Below are 17,186 nucleotides of genomic sequence, written 5' to 3'. Positions count from 1 at the left end.
GGTCCGGACTGCTGCGCTTTACGTCCGGACACCCACCCGCTCCGGCCCGTCCCCTCCCGTTGAGGGGTGGGAAAAGGGCGGTGGGGGTGCCCGTATGTGATCACGCGCGGCCCCGTGGACCACATCGGAGGAACCGGACACGAAAGGTCCGCCCCCACCCGCCTCACCACCCACCCACGGGAGGCGCAACGGCGCGATGGGACGCGGTGGGACAGCCGACAACGTGGGAAAGCCTTGGGAAGGCCGTCAGAAGGCCGGCCGCTCCGGATCCAGCTCCGGCATGCCCTCGGTGGGCGAGGACGCCAGGGCGAAGTGGCGGCGCGGGATCCGGCCCGCGCGGTGCGCCAGCCGCCCGGCCGTGACCGCGTGCCGCATCGCCTGAGCCATCAGCTCCGGCTCCTGCGCGCGGGTCACCGCGGACGCCAGCATCACCGCCGCACAGCCCAGCTCCATGGCCAGGGAGACGTCCGATGCCGTTCCCGCGCCCGCGTCGAGGATGACCGGGACACCGGCCCGCTCGGTGATCAGCTGGAAGTTGTGCGGATTGCGGATGCCCAGGCCTGAGCCGATCGGCGAGCCCAGCGGCATGATCGCGGCGCAGCCCACGTCCTCCAGCTTGCGGGCCAGCACCGGATCGTCGTTCGTGTAGGGCAGCACGGTGAAACCATCGTCCACCAGGGTCTCGGCGGCATCCAGCAGCTCGATCGGGTCGGGCAGCAGGGTGCGCTCGTCGGCGACCACCTCGAGCTTGACCCAGTCCGTGCCGAGCGCTTCCCGGGCGAGCCGGGCGGTGAGCACCGCTTCGCCCGCGGTGAAGCAACCCGCCGTGTTCGGCAGCACCTTGATCTTGTGCCGCCCCAGTACGGACAGCACCGAGCCGTGCACGGTCGGATCCAGCCGCCGCATGGCGACCGTGGTCAGCTCCGTACCGGAGGCGAGCAGCGCCCGCTCCAGGACGTCGAGGCTGGGCGCGCCACCGGTCCCCATGATCAGACGGGACGCGAAGGTGGTGCCGGCGAGGGTGAGGGTGTCGGAGGTGACGGGGGTCGTCCCCGCGAGGGGTGCGGTGTCGGCCATGTCTGCGGATCAGCCTCCCTGGACCGCGGTGAGCACCTCGACGCGGTCGCCGTCGCCGAGCGGGGTGGTGGGCCACTGGGTGCGTGGCACCACGAGGTCATTGACCGCCGCGGCCACCCCGGCGGGCGCCGTGGACAGCGTCGCGACGAGCCGGTCGAGGGTGAGCCCGCCGGGGACCTCGCGGGCCTCGCCGTTGACGGACACCGAGACGGTAGGGGCAGGGGTGGCGGCGTTCATACGGACTGCTCCTGGGGGGCACGGGTGCGCTCGGGCCCCGAGGCCGGGGTGAAGCGCGCGGGGGAGAAGGGGCGGGCCTCTTCCGGGAGGAGCCCGGTGGCCAGCACCTCGGCCATCGCGTCACCGGTGACCGGCGTGAGCAGCACACCGTTGCGGAAGTGACCGGTGGCCAGATGGAAGCCGGGCAGTGCGGTCGGCCCGAGCATCGGGGCGTTGTCGGGGGAGCCGGGGCGCAGCCCGGCGCAGGTCTCGACGAGCGGCAGCTCGGTGATGCCGGGGACCAGCTCGTGCGCGTCCCGCAGCAGCTCGTAGACGCCGCCCGCGGTCACGGTGGTGTCCCAGCCCAGCTCCTCGCTGGTGGCGCCGACGACCAGTTCGCCGTTCTCCCGGGGGACCAGGTAGAGGGGGCCGCCGCGGACGACCGCCCGTACGGTGCGCGACAGGAAGGCGGGGCTGCCCACGGGCATGTCCGGCAGCCGCAGCCGCAGCACCTGGCCCTTGACCGGGCGTACCTGCGGCAGCACGTCGTCGGGCACGCCGGCGAGCTGACCGCTGTAGCTGCCCGCGGCCAGGACGACCTGACCGGCCGGCACCCGGGTGCCGTCGGCGAGTTCGGCGCCGGTGGCGCGGCCGCCGTCGACCGTCAGCCGCACGGCCCGGCTCCGGTGGAAGGCCACTCCGGAGCGCTCACAGGCGGCCAGCAGCGCGCTCGCCAGCCGGCGCGGATCGACCTGGTGGTCGCCGTCCACCCGCAGACCGCCGCGCACCCCGGGAGCCAGCAGCGGCTCCAGGCGGCGGCACTCGCGCCCCGTGAGCCACTGCGCGTCCAGCCCCGAGCGGATCTGCAGGGTGTGCAGTTCGCGCAGATGGGCACGGTCGTCGGCGTCCAGCGCGACGGCCAGGGTGCCGCACCGCCGGTAGCCGATGGGGTGGCCGGCGGCCTCCTCCAGCTCTTCCGCGAACCGGGGGTAGCGCCGCGCGGAGGCGAGATTGAGGCCCAGCAGGGTCTGCTCGCCGTAGTGGAGCTCGGTGACCGCGGCCAGCATCCCGGCCGCGACACGGGCCGCGCCGCCACCGGGCGCGGGGTCGGCCACCGCGGCACTCAGCCCGCGGACGGCCGCCCGCCAGGCGGTGACCAGGCCGATGATGCCGCCGCCGATGACGAGTACATCGGGGCTCTGCGGGGTGGGTTTCGTTCGTGTGGCAGATGCCTGCATGGGTGTCCAGCCCCTCCCTTCGCCGGCATGACCCGGATCAGGTTCGTACGGTCGGAGGCCGGCCAGCCTCCCTCTCAGCCCGGTGCGTCCGGGCTCCCGCGAGTGCGTGTATCCGTCACCCTAATACGGGGCCGCGACGCGCCGTAAGGCAACGTCCACGGCCGCCCACGGCCCCGCGCCCCGGGCCGGTCCGATGGTGACGCTGTGTCAGAGATCTCCTTGCGCGCTGCTGCGAGGCGCGTCACCCCCCGTCCTAGAGTGATCGGGTGAGCGAGCAGAGCAAGTCTTCCCAGGCCCCTGACCGCAGGCCGCATGTCGTGATCGCCGGCGCGGGAATCGCGGGTGTGCAGACCGCGGTCGCCCTGCGCGAACAGGGCTGGCGCGGCGCGATCACGCTCCTCGGCGACGAGCCTCACCAGCCCTACGACCGTCCGCCGCTGTCCAAGGCGGTGCTGCTGGGCAAGGCCGAGGGTTCCACCTTCGACGTCGACTTCGAAGGGCTCGGCATCGCCCTCCACCTCAGCCGCCCCGTCACCGCCCTGGTGCCGGATGCCCGTGTGATCGAGACGGCCGACGGCCCGTTCTCCTACGACTACGCGGTCCTGGCGACCGGCGCCGACCCGATCGTGCTGCCCGGCAGCGAGGGGCTGCCCGGCGTCCATCTGCTGCGCACCCTGGACGACGCCGAGCGGCTGCGGCCGGTGCTCGCCGCCCAGCACGAGATCGTGGTCGTCGGGGCCGGCTGGATCGGTGCCGAGTTCGCGACCGCGGCGCGCGAGGCGGGCTGCGCGGTCACCGTCGTCGAGGCCGCCGACCGCCCGCTGGCCGGTGCGCTGCCCGCCGAGGTCGCGGCCCATATGACCGGCTGGTACGCGGACGCGGGGGCCGAGCTGCGCACCAACGCCCGGGTCGCGTCCGTCACGGCGGGCGCGGTCACCCTCGCGGACGGCACGACGCTGCCCGCCGACGCGGTGGTCGTCGGGATCGGCGCCCGCCCCGCGACCGCCTGGCTGGCCGGCTCGGGCGTCGAGGTCTCGCCGCAGGACGGCTCCGTACTGGCCGACGAGCAGCTGCGCACCTCCGTCGCCGATGTCTACGCCGTCGGCGACTGCGCCTCGTTCCCGTCGGCCCGCTACGGCAGTCGTCTGCTGATCCACCACTGGGACAACGCCCTCCAGGGCCCCCGTACGGTCGGCGAGAACATCGCCCGCGGCGACGCGCAAGGGGTTGTCTACGACCCCGTCCCGTACTTCTGGTCGGAGCAGTTCGGCCGGTTCGTGCAGTACGCGGGCCACCACGGGGATGCCGACGAGCTGGTCTGGCGCGGTGACCCGGCCGGTGCCGCGTGGTCGGTGATCTGGCTGCGGGAGGGGAGGCTCGTCGCGCTGCTGGCCGTGGGGCGGCCGCGGGACCTCGCCCAGGGGCGCAAGCTGATCGAGCGGGGCGTGGCCATGGACCGGGAGCGGGCCGCGAACGCGGCGGTGCCGCTGAAGGCCGCGGCGCTGTAGCCGGGGTGCGGGGCACGTCGTGACCGGCGGTCGTCGCCCGGGCGCCTGCCGTCACCCTCCGGTGTGCAGGAAGCCCCTGATGGCGATGCCCGGCTACCGGCTGTCAGAGCGAGGTGGCAGGCTTGCCCTGTGACCGAGATTGACGCAAACATCGATGAACTCGTCCCCGCCTGGCTCACCCTCCCCGACATCGCCGAACAGTTCGGCGTCGAGGTGACGCGTGTGCGGCAGCTGGTCAAGGAGGGCCAGCTGATCGCGGTGCGCCGCGGCGAGAACAGGGCGCTGCATGTGCCCGCCGATTTCATCCAGGACGACAAGGTGGTCAAGGGCCTCGTCGGCACCCTCACCCTCCTCAAGGACGACGGCTTCACCGACAAGGAGATGCTGGAGTGGCTGTTCACCCCGGATGAGAGCCTGCCCGGCACGCCCGCCCAGGCGCTGCGCGAGAATCGCGGCACGGAGGTGAAGCGCCGGGCCCAGGCGCTCGCCGTCTGACGCCGTCGGCGCGGCCCGCTCCCAGCCGGCCACCGCACCAGTATCCGTAACCGCATCCGCGGGGCGTACGGACCGGAAGGACCGGCCCGTACGCCCCCGATCTTGGGGGGAAGCCGCCCGATGACCACCGCACGTCCGGCCTTGTCCGACGCCCGGCTCTACCTCTGCACGGACGCCCGCCGGCGCCAGGGCGATCTCCCGCAGTTCCTGGACGCGGTGCTCGCCTCGGGCGTGGACATCGTCCAGCTGCGTGACAAGGGCATGGAGGCCGGCGAGGAGCTCCGGCATCTGGAGGTCTTCGCGGACGCCTGCCGGCGGCACGGGAAGCTCCTCGCGGTCAACGACCGCGCGGATGTCGCCCATGCGGCGGGCAGCGACGTGCTGCATCTCGGGCAGGGCGATCTGCCGGTCCCCGCCGCCCGCGCCCTCCTCGGCCCGGACGTCCTCATAGGCCGCTCCACCCATGCCGAGGCCGAGGTGGACGCCGCGCTCACCGAACCCGGCGTCGACTACTTCTGCACCGGCCCGTGCTGGCCGACACCCACCAAGCCGGGCCGCCACGCCCCCGGCCTCGACCTGGTCCGCTACACCGCGGCCCGCGCCCCCGAGCGTCCCTGGTTCGCGATCGGCGGGATCGACGCCGGGAATCTCGACGAGGTGCTGCAGGCGGGCGCCCGCCGGGTCGTGGTGGTCCGCGCCCTCACGGAGGCGGACGATCCGGGAGCGGCGGCCGCCGCACTGGCCAAGCGCATCCGGACCTGGGACGCCCCGGACGGGTCCGCGCCGGCCCGCCCGGCCCGCGGAGACGGGTGACCTGCATCACTTCGCACGGTTTCGGCGCCGGGCGGTCACCTGACGTCCGGGCGACCGGAAAATGTCCACCCAGTGGACATCAACCCGACCAACCAGGCATTACGCCGGACGCGGTTGGTGTGTGCCCGGCCGGTGGTTAACCTGCCGGTATGGCCCTAGGTACAGCTTCCACCAGGACTGATCGCGCCCGGACCGTGCGCGAACTGCTTGCTTCCGGCAAGCAGTCCTATTCGTTCGAGTTCGCTGCCCCGAAGACCGAGAAGGGTGAGCGGACCCTGTGGAACGCCATTCGTCGGATCGAGGCCGTCTCCCCGACCTTTGTCTCCGTGACGTACGGCGCAGGCGGCACCTCCCGTGACGGCACGGTGCGCGCCACCGAGCGCATCGCCACCGACACCACCTTGACCCCGGTCGCCCATCTGACCGCGGTCAACCACTCCACGGCCGACCTGCGCAACATCATCGGCCAGTACGCCGACGCCGGGATCCGCAACATGCTCGCGCTGCGCGGCGACCCGCCCGGCGACCCGATGGGCGAGTGGGTCAAGCACCCCGACGGCATCGGCTACGCCGCCGACCTGGTCCAGCTGATCAAGGAGTCAGGCGACTTCTGCGTCGGCGTCGCGGCCTTCCCCGAGATGCATCCGCGCTCGACGGACTGGGACACGGACGTGGCGCACTTCGTCACCAAGTGCCAGGCCGGTGCGGACTTCGCCATCACGCAGATGTTCTTCTATCCCGAGGACTACTTCCGGCTGCGGGACCGGGTCACGGCGGCGGGTTGCTCGACACCGATCATTCCGGAGATCATGCCGGTCACGAACGTGCGCCAGATCGAGCGGTTCGCTCAGCTCAGCAACGCGGCCTTCCCGCCCGAGCTGGCCGAGCGCATCCTCGCCGTCAAGGACGACCCGGCGGCGGTACGCTCCATTGGTATCGAGTACGCAACGGAACTGTGCGCACGCTTGATGGCCGAGGATGTTCCCGGGTTGCACTTCATTACCCTGAACCACTCCACGGCGACCCTGGAAATCTACGAGAATCTGGGGCTGCACCAGCAGTCCTGATCACGGTTGCCGGCGAGCGGCGGAAGAGGGGCGTATATGGGCTGGACGGTCCTCTACATCGCGTTCGGCCTGGTTGCTCTCTGGCTGTTGGGTGAGGTCCTGCTCCAGAACAAGGCGCGGCTGCGCTGGCGCCTGCTGGCTTTCGCCGGTTTCCTCGGCGTGGTCGTCGGCGTCATCATCCCGTCAATAGTCGTGATCGGGCTGGGACTTGCTGCCTTCGCCATCGGGCAGACGAATGTGACGCTCTCCTTCCGCCGCGGCTTCACCACCGGCTGGGCCCTGGGCGGCAAGCCCGGCGAGAGCCGGCGCCGCCGGGCCCGCCCGTCCGGACCGCCCCCCGCCGAACCGACCCTGGAGGTCTCCGGCCTGGAGGCTGTCGCGGCCGCCGAGGGCACCGGCCGGATCGACGACGGGGGCCCGGACACCTTCGAGAGCACCGGCGGCTTCCAGAGCCTGGGCAGCTATCCCGGGCAGGCCGCGCAGGACAGCTATCCCGTGCAGGACACCTATGCCGGGCAGGGCTCGTACGGCGGGCCGGGCTCCTACGCGGGGCAGGACGGTTTCGCCGCGCAGGACAACCCCGCTGCGGGACAGGAAGCGTTCGCCGCCCAGGAGACCGTGGTCGGGCAGGGCTTCTACGACTACGGCTACAACGCCGACGACGGCTACGGCCAGGACCCGTACCAGGGGCAGCAGCAGGATCAAAGCCCCTACGCCACACAGGCTTTCGCCGTCCAGGACGACTATGCGCGGGCGGACACCACCGCCGTCTACGCCCCGCAGCCGATGCCCGACGAGACCGGCCAGTACGGCATCTACAGCCCCGACGCCCGTGTCCAGCAGCCCGGCTACGACGGCTACGACGGCTACGACGGCTACAACGGCGCCGCGGGCAACGGCACCGGCTATGCGTACGACGGCAACGGCAACGGCAACGGCAACGGCAACGGCTACGCGTACGACGGCAACGGCTATGCCTACGACGGCAACAGCAACGGCAACGGCTATGCGTACGACGGCAGTTACGGCCAGGCCGGAGCCGGCCAGGACGCCTACGCCGACCCCTACGCGGCGTACGGCGACGGCCTGGGCCAGCAGGCGCCCTACGCCGACCCGTACCTCGGCACCCAGCAGTACGCCGCGTCCTACGACCCCTACCAGCAGGCGGACCCCTACGCCTCCTCTCCTTATGCGGCGCAGCAGTACGACGCCCAGGGACAGCCGCTCGGCCAGAGCTATGGCGAGACCCCGCCCGGTGGCGTCTGGGTCCCCCAGCAGCGCGACGGCGAACTCCCGCCCGAGCAGCCTTACCCGCCCTACCAGCAGCCGGGCTACGACGGGCAGCAGTACCGCTACTGAGCCGACGGCCGGGACGCGGCCACGGCAGCGCATTCCGCGCCGGCCGGGCCCCGCGCCGCGGTGTCCCTCCTCCGCAGCGGCCCGCGCCGGCACGCCCTCGTCCGGCGCCCGCTACGCCCTCATGTGGAGCCGTGCCAGTCGTCGCCGTTCACGATCAGACCGGCGGCGATCGCGCCGGACATCCCGGCGTGCGCCGGTCCGCCGCCCGGGTGCGACCAGCCACCGACCGCGTAGAGCCCCGGTATCCGGGTGCGGTTGCCGGGCCGCAGAAAGCGGCCTTCCTGGCCTGCCAGCGCCGGGCCCGGCACCAGGGCGTCGTCCGCGGGCGGCAGAACCTCCCGCCACAGCACCCGCTCCCGCAGTCCGGGAACGGCAGCCTCGGCGATCGCGGTCATCCGCTCCGCATCGGCGGCCGCGGCCTCGCCGTCATGCCAGTCGACCGGGCCGTGCGGGGCCACCGTCGCGGTCAGGGTCACGGCCTCATGGGCGTCGTCCGGCCGGGAGGCGGGGTCGTCCGGACGCAGCACGGTCACCGTGGGCCGGTCACAGGGGGTCCGCAGCCCGTATCCGTCGCCGAACACGCCCGCCAGCTCGGCCGTGCGGTCCGGGGCATGGACCACCGTGCGGTGCACCGCGTCCTCGGGGCGCGCGCCGCGCAGCGCGAGGCAGACCGTGAGCCGCGCGGTGGCGCGGTCACCCGGCCCCAGGTCGGGGCGGACCTCGTCGGCACCCCACGGCTCCCGCCCCTTGCAGAGCTCCACGAGCCGCACCGGGTCGATGCCCGCGACCACGAACTCCGCCTCGGACACCCGCCCGTCGGCCAGCTCGACGCCCGCCGCCCGGCCGTCCTTCTCCACGATCCCGGTCACCGCGACGCCGAAACGGAACTCCACCTTGCGCGCCAGACAGCGCTCGTACAGCGCATCGGCCAGCGCCCGCATACCGCCGCGCGGATACCAACTCCCGAAGGTCTGCTCCATGTACGGCAGCACGACGGCGCTCGCCGGGGCGCTGCGCGGGTCGAAGCCGTACGCCAGCGCATAGCTCTCCAGCAGTGCGGTCAGCCGGGGGTCGGCCAGTTCGCGGCGGGCCACCTCGGCGAGGGTGGCGGTGGTGGGGCCCTTGCCCCGGCCGAACAGCCCACGCCTGCGCACCGCCGGATACGGATCGCGCCCCAGCACCCGCCAGTCCTGCCACAGCGGCTCCTCCAGGAGCGGCCGGCGGGTGGCGTCCCAGGCCTCGCGGGCGCGGCCCATCACCGCGCTCCAGCGTTCACCGGAGCCCGCGCCCAGCGCCTCGTCCAGGGCCGCCAGCACCCCGGCCCGTGAGGCGTTCGGCAGCGATACGGCCGTTCCGTCGGCGAAGACATGCCGGCCGGCGGGGTCGACCTGGGTCAGCTCGACGCAACTCTCCAGCGCTTCCCGGCCGGTCTTGAGGAACAGATCGCGGTAGACGGCCGGCAGATGCAGCAGGCCGGGACCCGTATCGAAGGCGAAGCCGTCCCGTTCCCACCGCTGCACCGCGCCGCCGTGCGTCGCGCCGCGCTCGAACACCGCCACCCGGTGGCCCGCGACGGCCAGCCGGGCAGCGGCTGCCATCGCGCCCATCCCGGCGCCGATCACCGCAATCCGTGCCATGCCTGCGACTTTATCCGGGCCCACTGACAACGCCCGCACCGCCGGGGACCGGCCCGGCAGCGGCAGTCCGCCGCCGGCGTCGGCCTGCCGTCAGACCGCCGGTGGCAGCGCCTCGCCCGCCGCGGCCGGCCGCTTCTCCTCGCGCCGCTGCCGACGGCGCCGCAGATACCGGCGGATCCGCGACCACAGGAACACCACCAGTGCGATACCCGCGGCCAGCAGTGTCGCCGCGATGACCGCCGCGGCCACCGGATGGAACACGGCGAAGGCGATGATCCCGGCGACGCCCAGATCCTCGGCGAGGCTCAGCACGATGTTGCTGGCCGGCTCCGGCGAGGTGTTGACCGCGATCCGGGTACCGGCCTTGACCAGATGGCTCAGCAGCGCCGTGGAACCGCCCACCGCGCCCGCGGCCAGCTCGGGCAGCGAACCGTTGTGGCCGGCCAGCAGCGCCGCCACGACCGCGCCGGCCACCGGCCGGATCACCGTGTGCACGGAATCCCAGACCGAGTCGACGTACGGGATCTTGTCGGCGACGGCCTCGCACAGGAAGAGCACCCCGGCCACGATCAGCACATCGGGGCGCTCCAACACCGCGGGCACCTCATCGGTGACGCCGGTCGCGCCGAGCAGGCCGAAGAGCAGGACGACGGCATAGGCGTTGATCCCGCTCGCCCAGCCACTGGTGAACACCAAGGGAAGTACGGACACGCCGCAAAGCGTAGGCCCCGGCTGGGGGCCGGTGCTCAGGTTTGAGTATCCGTACTCAGACGCCGAGATGAGTAGGTACGCGGATGGGCCGGCAGCCGCCCGGAAGGAAGAGTGGGGACCACGGAAGGGAAGCGGCGCCGCACCGCCGACACGGGGCGGCGGAGCGGCGCGGCTCCCGGACGTGACGGGGGAAGCACGGGGGAGTACGGGGGAAGCGCTGTCCTGGTCGGATCGATGGGGGAACGATCCGTGCCAGGGCAGCGCACTCTTTTGTGCGGGCCCCGGGGGAAGGAAAGCGGTGCGCGTCGTACCTGACCAATACGGCGCGCACCTGCCCCGGGGAGTGCCGGCCGGGGCTATGAGGGCCGGCCGCTGACCCGGCCCTGGAGCAGCCGCGACAGCGCCGCGTGCACCTCGTCGATCGACCGGTCCGGCTGGTAGGACTGCCAGTCCAGGGCGGCCACCAGAACCATCCCGAACAGCGCCGAGGCGGTCAGCGGGATGTCGATCTCCTCGCTCAGCTCCCCGCCCGCCACCGCCTCGCGCAGCACGTCCTCCACCACCGTGATGGCCCGCTCGCGCACCACCATCAGCGTCGACTGCCAGGCCCGGTTGGTGCGCCACAGCTCGGCGACGTAGAGCTGGGTGAGCGACGGGTAACGGGAGATGAAGTCCAGCCCGGCCCGGATCATCGCGTCCAGCGCGTCGATCCGGCCGCCGCCCCGGTCGGTGACCTCCTCGGCGGCCGCCTGCAAGGAGGTCGCCAGCATCTCGATGCCGTGCCGCAGCAGCTCTTCGAAGAGAACGTTCTTACTCGCGAAGTTGTAGTAGACGGTGCCCTTCGCGACGCCCGCCCGCTCGGCGATCTCGTCCACCGTGGTGGACGAGAAGCCCTGTTCGGCGATGAGCGTGACCGCGGCCTCGAAGAGCTTGCGCCGGGTGGCGTCGCGGCGTGTATTGGAGCTGTCCATGGGGGCGATTGTGCCGGTCCCCGCCGATCGATGCGCGGCGCGCAGCGGCTCCGGCAGGGCGGCGGTGGGCTGGGGGCACCTCCCAGCGGTAGCTGGGGGAGGGCCAGCGCTCACAGGCTCAGCTCCGGGTGAAGGTCCTTCATCCGCACCACCTGGCGGCCGCGCGCCGTCAGCGACGTCAGCGCGAGCGCTCCCGCGGTGAACGCCGGCAGCACCACGCTGCCCTGCCATACGGGCGCGAGCCCCCCGCCCGTGATGAGCCGGCGCAGCCCCTCCACGATGTAACTCATCGGCAGATAGGGGTGGATGGCGGCGAAGAAGCCCGGACTGGTCTGTACGGGGTAGGTGCCGCCCGCCGAGGTCAGCTGGAGCATCAGCAGCGCCAGCACCAGGATCCGGCCGGCCGGGCCGAACTGCGCGTTCAGCCATTGCACGATCGCCGAGAAACAGGCCGTGACCAGCACGAGGAAGCCGATCGTGCCGGCCGCCCGCACCATCTCCAGGCCGAGCGCGAAGTGCAGAACGGACATCAGGGCCGCGGTCTGCAGCACCCCCACACCGAACACCGGCAGCCACCCGGAGACCGCCACCCGCCAGGAGGACGCACCCATCGCCAGCGCCCGCCGGTTCAGCGGCTGGATCAGCATGTACGCCACCATCGCGCCGACCCACAGGGACAGCGGAATGAAGTACGGCGCGAACCCGGTGCCGTAGTTCGGCGCCTTGTGGGCGGCGTCCGAGGCCAGCTGTACCGGGTCGGACATGACCTGGGTGCGCGCGTCGCGGTCCTTCTTGCCGTAGTCGGGGATCTGCTTCGCCCCGTCGTGCAGCCCGCCGGCCAGCTTCTGCGAGCCGTCGGAGAGCTTGAACATGCCGCCGTTCAGCGTCTGCGCGCCGTCCTTGAGCTTGCCCACACCGGAGTCGAGGTCGCCCATACCGCCGGCGGCGCGGCCCGTACCGTCGTGCAGCTCCTGCGCGCCGTTGTTGACCTTGTCCGCGCCGGCGGCCAGCCGGGCATTGCCCGCGGCCAGCTTGCGCGCCCCCGCGGACACCTTGTGCGCACCGTCGTTGAGGTCATTGATCTTCTTGACGGCGGCGTCCATGTCGGCGCCCAGGGTCGGCCCGTGCTGCGCCAGCTCACCCGCCAGGGAGTGCAGTGTGTCCAGGTCCCGGCCCAGCTGGTCGAGGTTCTTCTGGTCGTGGACGTATCCGCTGACCTGCTCGGCCTTGTCCGCCGCGGTGGCCGCCTGCTCCTTGAGCTGCTTCAGCTCCGTGCAGGAGGTGTCGAGCCGCACCGCGCTCTCGCAGCGCAGCCGGTAGTAGGCGGACAGATGGCCGGAGATCCCCCGGGAGAGCTTCGCCCCGGTGGACGCCGCGGCGGGGAGCTTGTCGAGGTGGTCTCGGACCGCCTGCGAACCGTCGGCGACGAGCTGCGCCGCCTCACCGATCTCCTTGCCGTGCGCCCGGACGAAGGGCCCCACCTTGCCGACGACTCCGTTGACCGTGTCGGCCAGCTGCTGGGTTCCCTGCGCCACCTGCCCGGAGCCGTCGGCCAGTTGGCGCGAGCCGTGGGCGGCCGTCCCGGCTCCCCGGGCGAGGTCCGAGCTGCCCCGGGAGAGCCGCCCCGCGCCCGCGTCGAGGTCACCCAGGCCCGTGACCAGCCTGCCGCTGCCGTTCTTCGCGGTGCCCAGGCCGTCGGCCAGTTTGCCCGCACCGTGCCGGGCCTGCCCGATACCGTCGTTGAGCTGGTCGGCGCCGTCGGCGGCCTGCTCGGTCTTGCCGTGCAGCGTCGAGAACGAGACGAAGATCTTGTCGAGGAAGGTGCGCGACGACTTCGCGGAGGCCGCGGAGCGCACCTCGGAGAACACCGTCCGGGAGATCTGCCCGACGATGTAGTTGTTCGCGTCGTTCGTCCGCACCTTGAGGGCGCCGGTCTCCGGGTGGTCCCCGGAGCTGGAGGCGATCCGCCGGCTGAAGTCCTTCGGGATGGTCAGCGACAGGTAGTACGAGCCGTCCTCGACGCCCTTGGCGGCCCCGTTGGCGTCCACGGGGCGCCAGTCGAAGGTGTGGCTGTCGCGCAGCCCCGAGACGATGCTGTCGCCGGCCGAGAGGTGCTTTCCGTCGACGGCCGCTCCCTTGTCCTCGTTGACCAGCGCGACCGGAATCTTAATCCAGCCGCCCGTACGGGTCCCAGAAGGACCACAGGTACAGCGCGCCGTACAGGAGCGGCAGCAGCAGAAGAGCGGCCAGCGCGGCACGCGGCAGCTTCCCCCTCCCGAACCGCTTCAGCTCAAGAGCGGCCAGCTTCGGCGAGCGCATCGGCCGCCCCCTCCTCGTCGTCGGGCCCGTCGTGCTCTTCGCCCTTGCTGTCCTGGCTGTCCGTGGCGTCCTCGCGGTCCTGGCCGTTCGCGGTGTCCGTGGCGTTCTTGCGGTCCTGGTGGTCCGTGGTGTCCGTGGTGGCGGGGGAACCGCCGGGCGTGCCCGCCGGGGACTCCCGCTCCGGGCGGCCGCCCGTATGCACCAGCACCACGCCCTCGGCATCCTCCGGAGGCTCGCTGCACACCGCGAGCACGGTGGTACCGGCCGCCGCCAGTCCGCGCAGCAACGCCCAGGCCGCGGCGCGCTCGGCGTCGGACAGCTTCAGATCGGTGTCGTCGACGGCCAGCAGCCGCGGGCCCCCGATCAGCGCGAGCGCCACGGAGAGCCGCAGCGCCTCCAGCCGCTCCAGGTCGCGGACGGACGTACGGATCCCCTTGGGCAGCGACTCCGGATCGAGGCCGGCCGCCGCGAGCGCGGTGTCCACAAGGGCGCGAGCCTCGGCTCGGCGCTCGTGCCGCGGCCGCAGCAGCGCACGCAGCGAACCGCCGAACCGGCCCTGCAGCAGAGCGCGTTCCCGCAGATGTTCGCCCACGGTGAGCGCCGGATCGAGCTCGGCGACCCCGGGTACATGGGCGAGCGCGGTGACGGACCGGACGGCGGACCTTTTCCTCGGCAGCGGCAGTCCGCCTACCTCGGCGGTGCCGGCGGCGGACTTCATCCGGCCGGTGAGCGCGAGCAGCAGACACGTACGGCCCGAGCCCGAAGGGCCCTGTACGGCGATCAGTGAGCCGGGTCCGGCGGTGAGGCCGATGTCCCGGAATGCCCATCCGCGGGGGCCCTTGACCCCGAATCCCGCGGCCGTGACCGCCGCCCCGTGCGGGGTGCTGTCCACGATCCCTCCTTGAACTGACTGGTCAGTTCAAAAAGTATGCGGCATCCCACCCCGGGTTCCGCAAGGGGGTGTTGGGAACCGATCCCGGGAACTTGCCTCCGAGTGCGTCCCCTTTTCGACGAAAGTGCAGGTCAGTGCCGATTGTCAGTGGTGTACGTCACGATGGGTTCATACGGTCCCGAATCAGCATTCGGTCCCGAACCGGCATGCGACGACAGGAGGTTCGTCATGGCAGCTCGTCCCGGTGGGGGCAGCTCCGCTGCGTACGGTCCCCCGAGCGATGTCCACCCCGTCCTGCGGAGGGCGACCGCGCCACCCGCCGCCCTCGACCTGCTCGCCCAGGCGCAGCAGGGCCTCGACGAAGCACAGACCCTTCCGACCCCCAACGAGCAGTTCGCCACGGCCCATCTGGCCGCGCTGCGCACCGCCGCCGCCGTCCTCGCCGTCCGCGGCCGGCCGGAGACCACCGTGCGCGGTAGGCAGCGTATCCGCAGCGCCTGGGAGGTCCTCCCCGAGGTCGCGCCCGAACTCGCCGAGTGGAGCGCCCTCTTCGCCGCCGGCGCCGCCCGCCGGGCAAAGGCCGAGGCCGGTATAGCCGGCGCGGCCGGGCGTCGGGACGCCGACGATCTGCTGCGCGACGCCGCCATGTTCCTGCGCCTGGTGGAGCGAATGCTGTTCCTCCAGTCGTCGTTGCCGCCACAGCGGGCGGGATAGGGAACGGCGGAGGGCGGGGGAGGCGAGGAGTGGGGTGGGGTGGGTGGGGGCGGGGGCCCCGGGGGAGGAGGGGGAAGGGGGACCAGGGGAAGAAGCGGCGCCCTCGCCCGCCCCGCGAAACCGCCCACCCGTCACCCATGCCCGCCACGTACCTCTCGGTGGGCTACCCGCTACCGGCTACCCCGCCTCCTCACGGCACCCCGTCCCGTCTGTCCCGCCGTCCTGCCGCCCCGTGGCGCCCCGTCCCGCCCCGCCCCGTAGCGTCCGCCGCCCGGCCCCGCGCCACCGGGTGCTCGGTTGGCTCCGCAGACGGTGGAGGGCGCGGGACGGAATAGGGTGGTGGACGCCTAGACGTTCATGCCCCCGCCGAGGAGCCACCCGCCGTGTCTGACCCGCTGCGCCCCCGCGCCTCCCTTCGTACCGCCGTGGTCTGGGAGGTCCTCAAGGACGCCCTGGAGCGCCGGGTCAAGGCCGCCGGGCGCGACGCCCTGGACGTCCTCGACACCGGCGGCGGCACCGGCAACTTCGCCGTGCCGGTCGCCCGCCTCGGCCACCACGTCACGGTCGTCGACCCCAGCCCCAACGCCCTCTTCGCCCTGGAGCGCCGCGCCGCGGAGGCGGGCGTCGCCGAACGGGTACGTGCGGTGCAGGGCGACGCCCACGGTCTGTTCGACGTCGTCGAGCGCGGCGGCTATGACACCGTGCTCTGCCACGGCGTGCTGGAGTACGTCGACGACCCGGCCGAGGGCGTCCGCAACGCCGTCGAGGCGCTGCGCCCGGCCGGCACCCTCAGCCTCCTCGCGGCCGGTTTGGGCGGCGCGGTCCTCGCACGCGCCCTCGCGGGCCACTTCACCGAGGCCCACCACGCCCTCACCGACCCGGCCGGACGCTGGGGCGAGGGCGACCCGGTGCCGCGCCGGTTCACCGCCGACCAGCTCACCGAGCTGGTGTCCGCCACGGGTCTGCAGGTCGGCGCGGTGCACGGCGTGCGGGTCTTCGCCGACCTCGTCCCCGGGGTGCTGGTCGACACCGAGCCGGGCGCCGTGGACGCCCTGCTGAAGCTCGAGGCGGCCGCCGCAGAACAGCCCGCCTTCCACTCCGTGGCCACTCAGCTGCACGTCCTCGCCGAGCGCGACTGACCCACGCGGCACAGCCGACTACCGCGTGCAGTCGGCCACAGACCACCCGATCGGCCCCCTCGCCCCGTATGATCGGGGTACGACGTTCCGGCATGGCGGACAGGCGGGTGGGGAATGCAGCCAGCATCATCACCGGTCGCCGCGGCGGCCCGGGCAGTGAATTGGCGTCGAGGGGCGGGTTTCACGGGGACGATTCCCTGCCTATCCTGAAAGGGTCGCACCCCGGTCGCCCCCCGCGACCGACGAGTAGGAGGACTCCGTGCCGCTCTCGGAGCACGAGCAGCGCATGCTCGAGCAAATGGAGCGAGCGCTGTACGCCGAAGATCCCAAGTTCGCGACAGCGCTTGAGGGAAGCGGGCTGCGTACGTACACCCGGCGACGGGTCTACCAAGCGGTCGCGGGCTTCCTGGTGGGTATCGCCCTGCTCATGGCCGGCATGGTCGCGCAGCAGATCTGGATCAGCGTGGTGGGTTTTCTCGTCATGCTCGGCTGCGCAGTGCTGGCGGTCACGGGCTGGCGCAAGGCTCCCAAGCCCGGTGAGCAGCAGTCCGGCACGGGTTCCGGAGGTGGTGCACCGGCACGCCGACAGGCCAGGCAGCGACGCTCGATGATGAACCGCATCGAGGACCGCTGGCAGCGGCGCAGGGACGAACAGGGCCACTGAGCCGACGGAGCGACCAAGCCCGCGGGACTGCCTCCACCGGGCCTACCGAGCCCCCGCTCGAGCACGCCCCCGCAGCAGTTAATCCGGCCTTTTCGTTTCCTCATTCATCCCTTTCTCCCGCTGTTTTTCCGGCAATTCTCAGAGCGGTTTGCTCACCGCTCCATGCGCCGCTCTTTCCCGCCAAGTCTTGTCAGCTCGCCGACCGGTGAGCTGTTCACTTCTCGGCTGATCCCGGCGCCTGGGCACCTACCGGCCTGCGCCGTGTGCACCGGGATTGTTCGTGTGGTGGCCGCCCCGCAGGGTCGGGCGGCCCCCACACCTTTTACCTGCGCCAATCCGCAGGGGACACCCGCAGCAGGCCGGGCC

At 72.5% G+C, this 17,186-nt stretch carries 15 protein-coding genes, 1 pseudogene and 1 riboswitch; of the genes and pseudogenes, 8 read left to right on the top strand and 8 right to left on the bottom strand.

Annotated features, from left to right (window positions below; genetic code table 11):
* Window positions 1-246: 246 nt before the first annotated feature.
* From ACWGI6_RS37760 to thiO, 3 genes are all read right to left on the bottom strand, one after another.
* Window positions 247-987 (bottom strand): thiazole synthase, encoded by a 741-nt coding sequence (locus ACWGI6_RS37760; RefSeq protein WP_453271703.1) that lies wholly within the window; start codon window positions 985-987, stop codon window positions 247-249.
* Between the two features lie 99 nt (window positions 988-1,086).
* Complete coding sequence (thiS, locus tag ACWGI6_RS37755; RefSeq protein WP_453271702.1) at window positions 1,087-1,314, bottom strand: sulfur carrier protein ThiS; 228 nt, start codon at window positions 1,312-1,314, stop codon at window positions 1,087-1,089.
* Window positions 1,311-2,531, bottom strand: a complete 1,221-nt coding sequence (gene thiO, locus ACWGI6_RS37750; RefSeq protein ID WP_453271701.1) for a glycine oxidase ThiO — start codon at window positions 2,529-2,531, stop codon at window positions 1,311-1,313. The genes thiS and thiO overlap by 4 nt, the downstream gene beginning before the upstream one ends.
* Window positions 2,529-2,641: riboswitch (TPP riboswitch) on the bottom strand. Its footprint overlaps the gene before it by 3 nt.
* Before the next feature lie 156 nt (window positions 2,642-2,797).
* Here thiO and ACWGI6_RS37745 point away from each other — a divergent pair.
* From ACWGI6_RS37745 to ACWGI6_RS37725, 5 genes are all read left to right on the top strand, one after another.
* Window positions 2,798-4,039 carry an NAD(P)/FAD-dependent oxidoreductase gene (locus tag ACWGI6_RS37745; protein WP_453271700.1) on the top strand — a complete coding sequence of 414 codons (1,242 nt, stop codon included), beginning with the start codon at window positions 2,798-2,800 and terminating at the stop codon, window positions 4,037-4,039.
* A 129-nt stretch (window positions 4,040-4,168) separates the two neighbouring features.
* Window positions 4,169-4,534 (top strand): Rv2175c family DNA-binding protein, encoded by a 366-nt coding sequence (locus ACWGI6_RS37740; RefSeq protein WP_453271699.1) that lies wholly within the window; start codon window positions 4,169-4,171, stop codon window positions 4,532-4,534.
* A gap of 120 nt (window positions 4,535-4,654) precedes the next feature.
* Window positions 4,655-5,347 carry a thiamine phosphate synthase gene (thiE, locus tag ACWGI6_RS37735; protein ID WP_453271698.1) on the top strand — a complete coding sequence of 231 codons (693 nt, stop codon included), beginning with the start codon at window positions 4,655-4,657 and terminating at the stop codon, window positions 5,345-5,347.
* Between the two features lie 149 nt (window positions 5,348-5,496).
* Window positions 5,497-6,414 (top strand): methylenetetrahydrofolate reductase [NAD(P)H], encoded by a 918-nt coding sequence (gene metF, locus ACWGI6_RS37730; RefSeq protein ID WP_453271697.1) that lies wholly within the window; start codon window positions 5,497-5,499, stop codon window positions 6,412-6,414.
* 36 nt (window positions 6,415-6,450) lie between these two features.
* On the top strand, window positions 6,451-7,773 hold the full coding sequence (locus ACWGI6_RS37725; RefSeq protein ID WP_453271696.1) for a hypothetical protein: 1,323 nt from the start codon (window positions 6,451-6,453) through the stop codon (window positions 7,771-7,773).
* Between the two features lie 119 nt (window positions 7,774-7,892).
* Here the strand turns inward: ACWGI6_RS37725 and ACWGI6_RS37720 are convergent, their stop codons facing one another.
* From ACWGI6_RS37720 to ACWGI6_RS37700, 5 genes and pseudogenes are all read right to left on the bottom strand, one after another.
* A complete protein-coding gene (locus ACWGI6_RS37720) occupies window positions 7,893-9,410 on the bottom strand; it encodes a phytoene desaturase family protein (protein ID WP_453271695.1) in 1,518 nt (505 codons plus the stop codon).
* 90 nt (window positions 9,411-9,500) lie between these two features.
* Window positions 9,501-10,121, bottom strand: coding sequence for a DUF4126 domain-containing protein (locus ACWGI6_RS37715; RefSeq protein ID WP_393910241.1), 621 nt, complete (start codon window positions 10,119-10,121; stop codon window positions 9,501-9,503).
* Window positions 10,122-10,477: 356 nt separating this feature from the next.
* Window positions 10,478-11,092: a TetR/AcrR family transcriptional regulator gene (locus ACWGI6_RS37710; RefSeq protein WP_453271694.1), complete on the bottom strand. Its 615-nt coding sequence runs from the start codon at window positions 11,090-11,092 to the stop codon at window positions 10,478-10,480.
* A gap of 110 nt (window positions 11,093-11,202) precedes the next feature.
* Window positions 11,203-13,411, bottom strand: a pseudogene (locus ACWGI6_RS37705) (YhgE/Pip family protein).
* Window positions 13,383-14,303 (bottom strand): ATP-binding cassette domain-containing protein, encoded by a 921-nt coding sequence (locus tag ACWGI6_RS37700; protein ID WP_453271693.1) that lies wholly within the window; start codon window positions 14,301-14,303, stop codon window positions 13,383-13,385. The pseudogene ACWGI6_RS37705 and the gene ACWGI6_RS37700 overlap by 29 nt, the downstream one beginning before the upstream one ends.
* 228 nt (window positions 14,304-14,531) lie before the next feature.
* Between ACWGI6_RS37700 and ACWGI6_RS37695 the strand changes: the two genes are divergently transcribed.
* The 3 genes from ACWGI6_RS37695 to ACWGI6_RS37685 all read left to right on the top strand — a co-directional run bounded on the left by ACWGI6_RS37695 (window position 14,532) and on the right by ACWGI6_RS37685 (window position 16,820).
* Entirely contained in the window at window positions 14,532-15,017 is a 486-nt protein-coding gene (locus ACWGI6_RS37695; protein ID WP_453271692.1) for an SAV_6107 family HEPN domain-containing protein, read from the top strand.
* A gap of 383 nt (window positions 15,018-15,400) precedes the next feature.
* The gene (locus ACWGI6_RS37690; RefSeq protein WP_453271691.1) at window positions 15,401-16,156 is read left to right on the top strand and encodes a methyltransferase; all 756 of its coding nucleotides are present in this window, start codon (window positions 15,401-15,403) and stop codon (window positions 16,154-16,156) included.
* 259 nt (window positions 16,157-16,415) lie between these two features.
* Window positions 16,416-16,820 carry a DUF3040 domain-containing protein gene (locus ACWGI6_RS37685; RefSeq protein WP_393910235.1) on the top strand — a complete coding sequence of 135 codons (405 nt, stop codon included), beginning with the start codon at window positions 16,416-16,418 and terminating at the stop codon, window positions 16,818-16,820.
* The last annotated feature ends 366 nt before the right edge of the window (window positions 16,821-17,186 follow it).

The organism is Streptomyces sp. NPDC054786, from assembly GCF_053611685.1.
Note: the sequence above shows the minus strand (reverse complement) of the source record. Positions and strands in the feature narration are given on the sequence as shown.

Excerpts from the sequence above, each read along its gene's own strand:
- thiO (WP_453271701.1), bottom strand. The coding sequence starts at position 2,531 with ATGCAGGCATCTGCCACACGAACGAAACCCACCCCGCAGAGCCCCGAT.
- ACWGI6_RS37760 (WP_453271703.1), bottom strand. The coding sequence starts at position 987 with ATGGGGACCGGTGGCGCGCCCAGCCTCGACGTCCTGGAGCGGGCGCTG.
- thiS (WP_453271702.1), bottom strand. The coding sequence starts at position 1,314 with ATGAACGCCGCCACCCCTGCCCCTACCGTCTCGGTGTCCGTCAACGGC.
- ACWGI6_RS37720 (WP_453271695.1), bottom strand. The coding sequence starts at position 9,410 with ATGGCACGGATTGCGGTGATCGGCGCCGGGATGGGCGCGATGGCAGCC.
- thiE (WP_453271698.1), top strand. The coding sequence starts at position 4,655 with ATGACCACCGCACGTCCGGCCTTGTCCGACGCCCGGCTCTACCTCTGC.
- ACWGI6_RS37695 (WP_453271692.1), top strand. The coding sequence starts at position 14,532 with ATGGCAGCTCGTCCCGGTGGGGGCAGCTCCGCTGCGTACGGTCCCCCG.
- ACWGI6_RS37725 (WP_453271696.1), top strand. The coding sequence starts at position 6,451 with ATGGGCTGGACGGTCCTCTACATCGCGTTCGGCCTGGTTGCTCTCTGG.
- metF (WP_453271697.1), top strand. The coding sequence starts at position 5,497 with ATGGCCCTAGGTACAGCTTCCACCAGGACTGATCGCGCCCGGACCGTG.
- ACWGI6_RS37710 (WP_453271694.1), bottom strand. The coding sequence starts at position 11,092 with ATGGACAGCTCCAATACACGCCGCGACGCCACCCGGCGCAAGCTCTTC.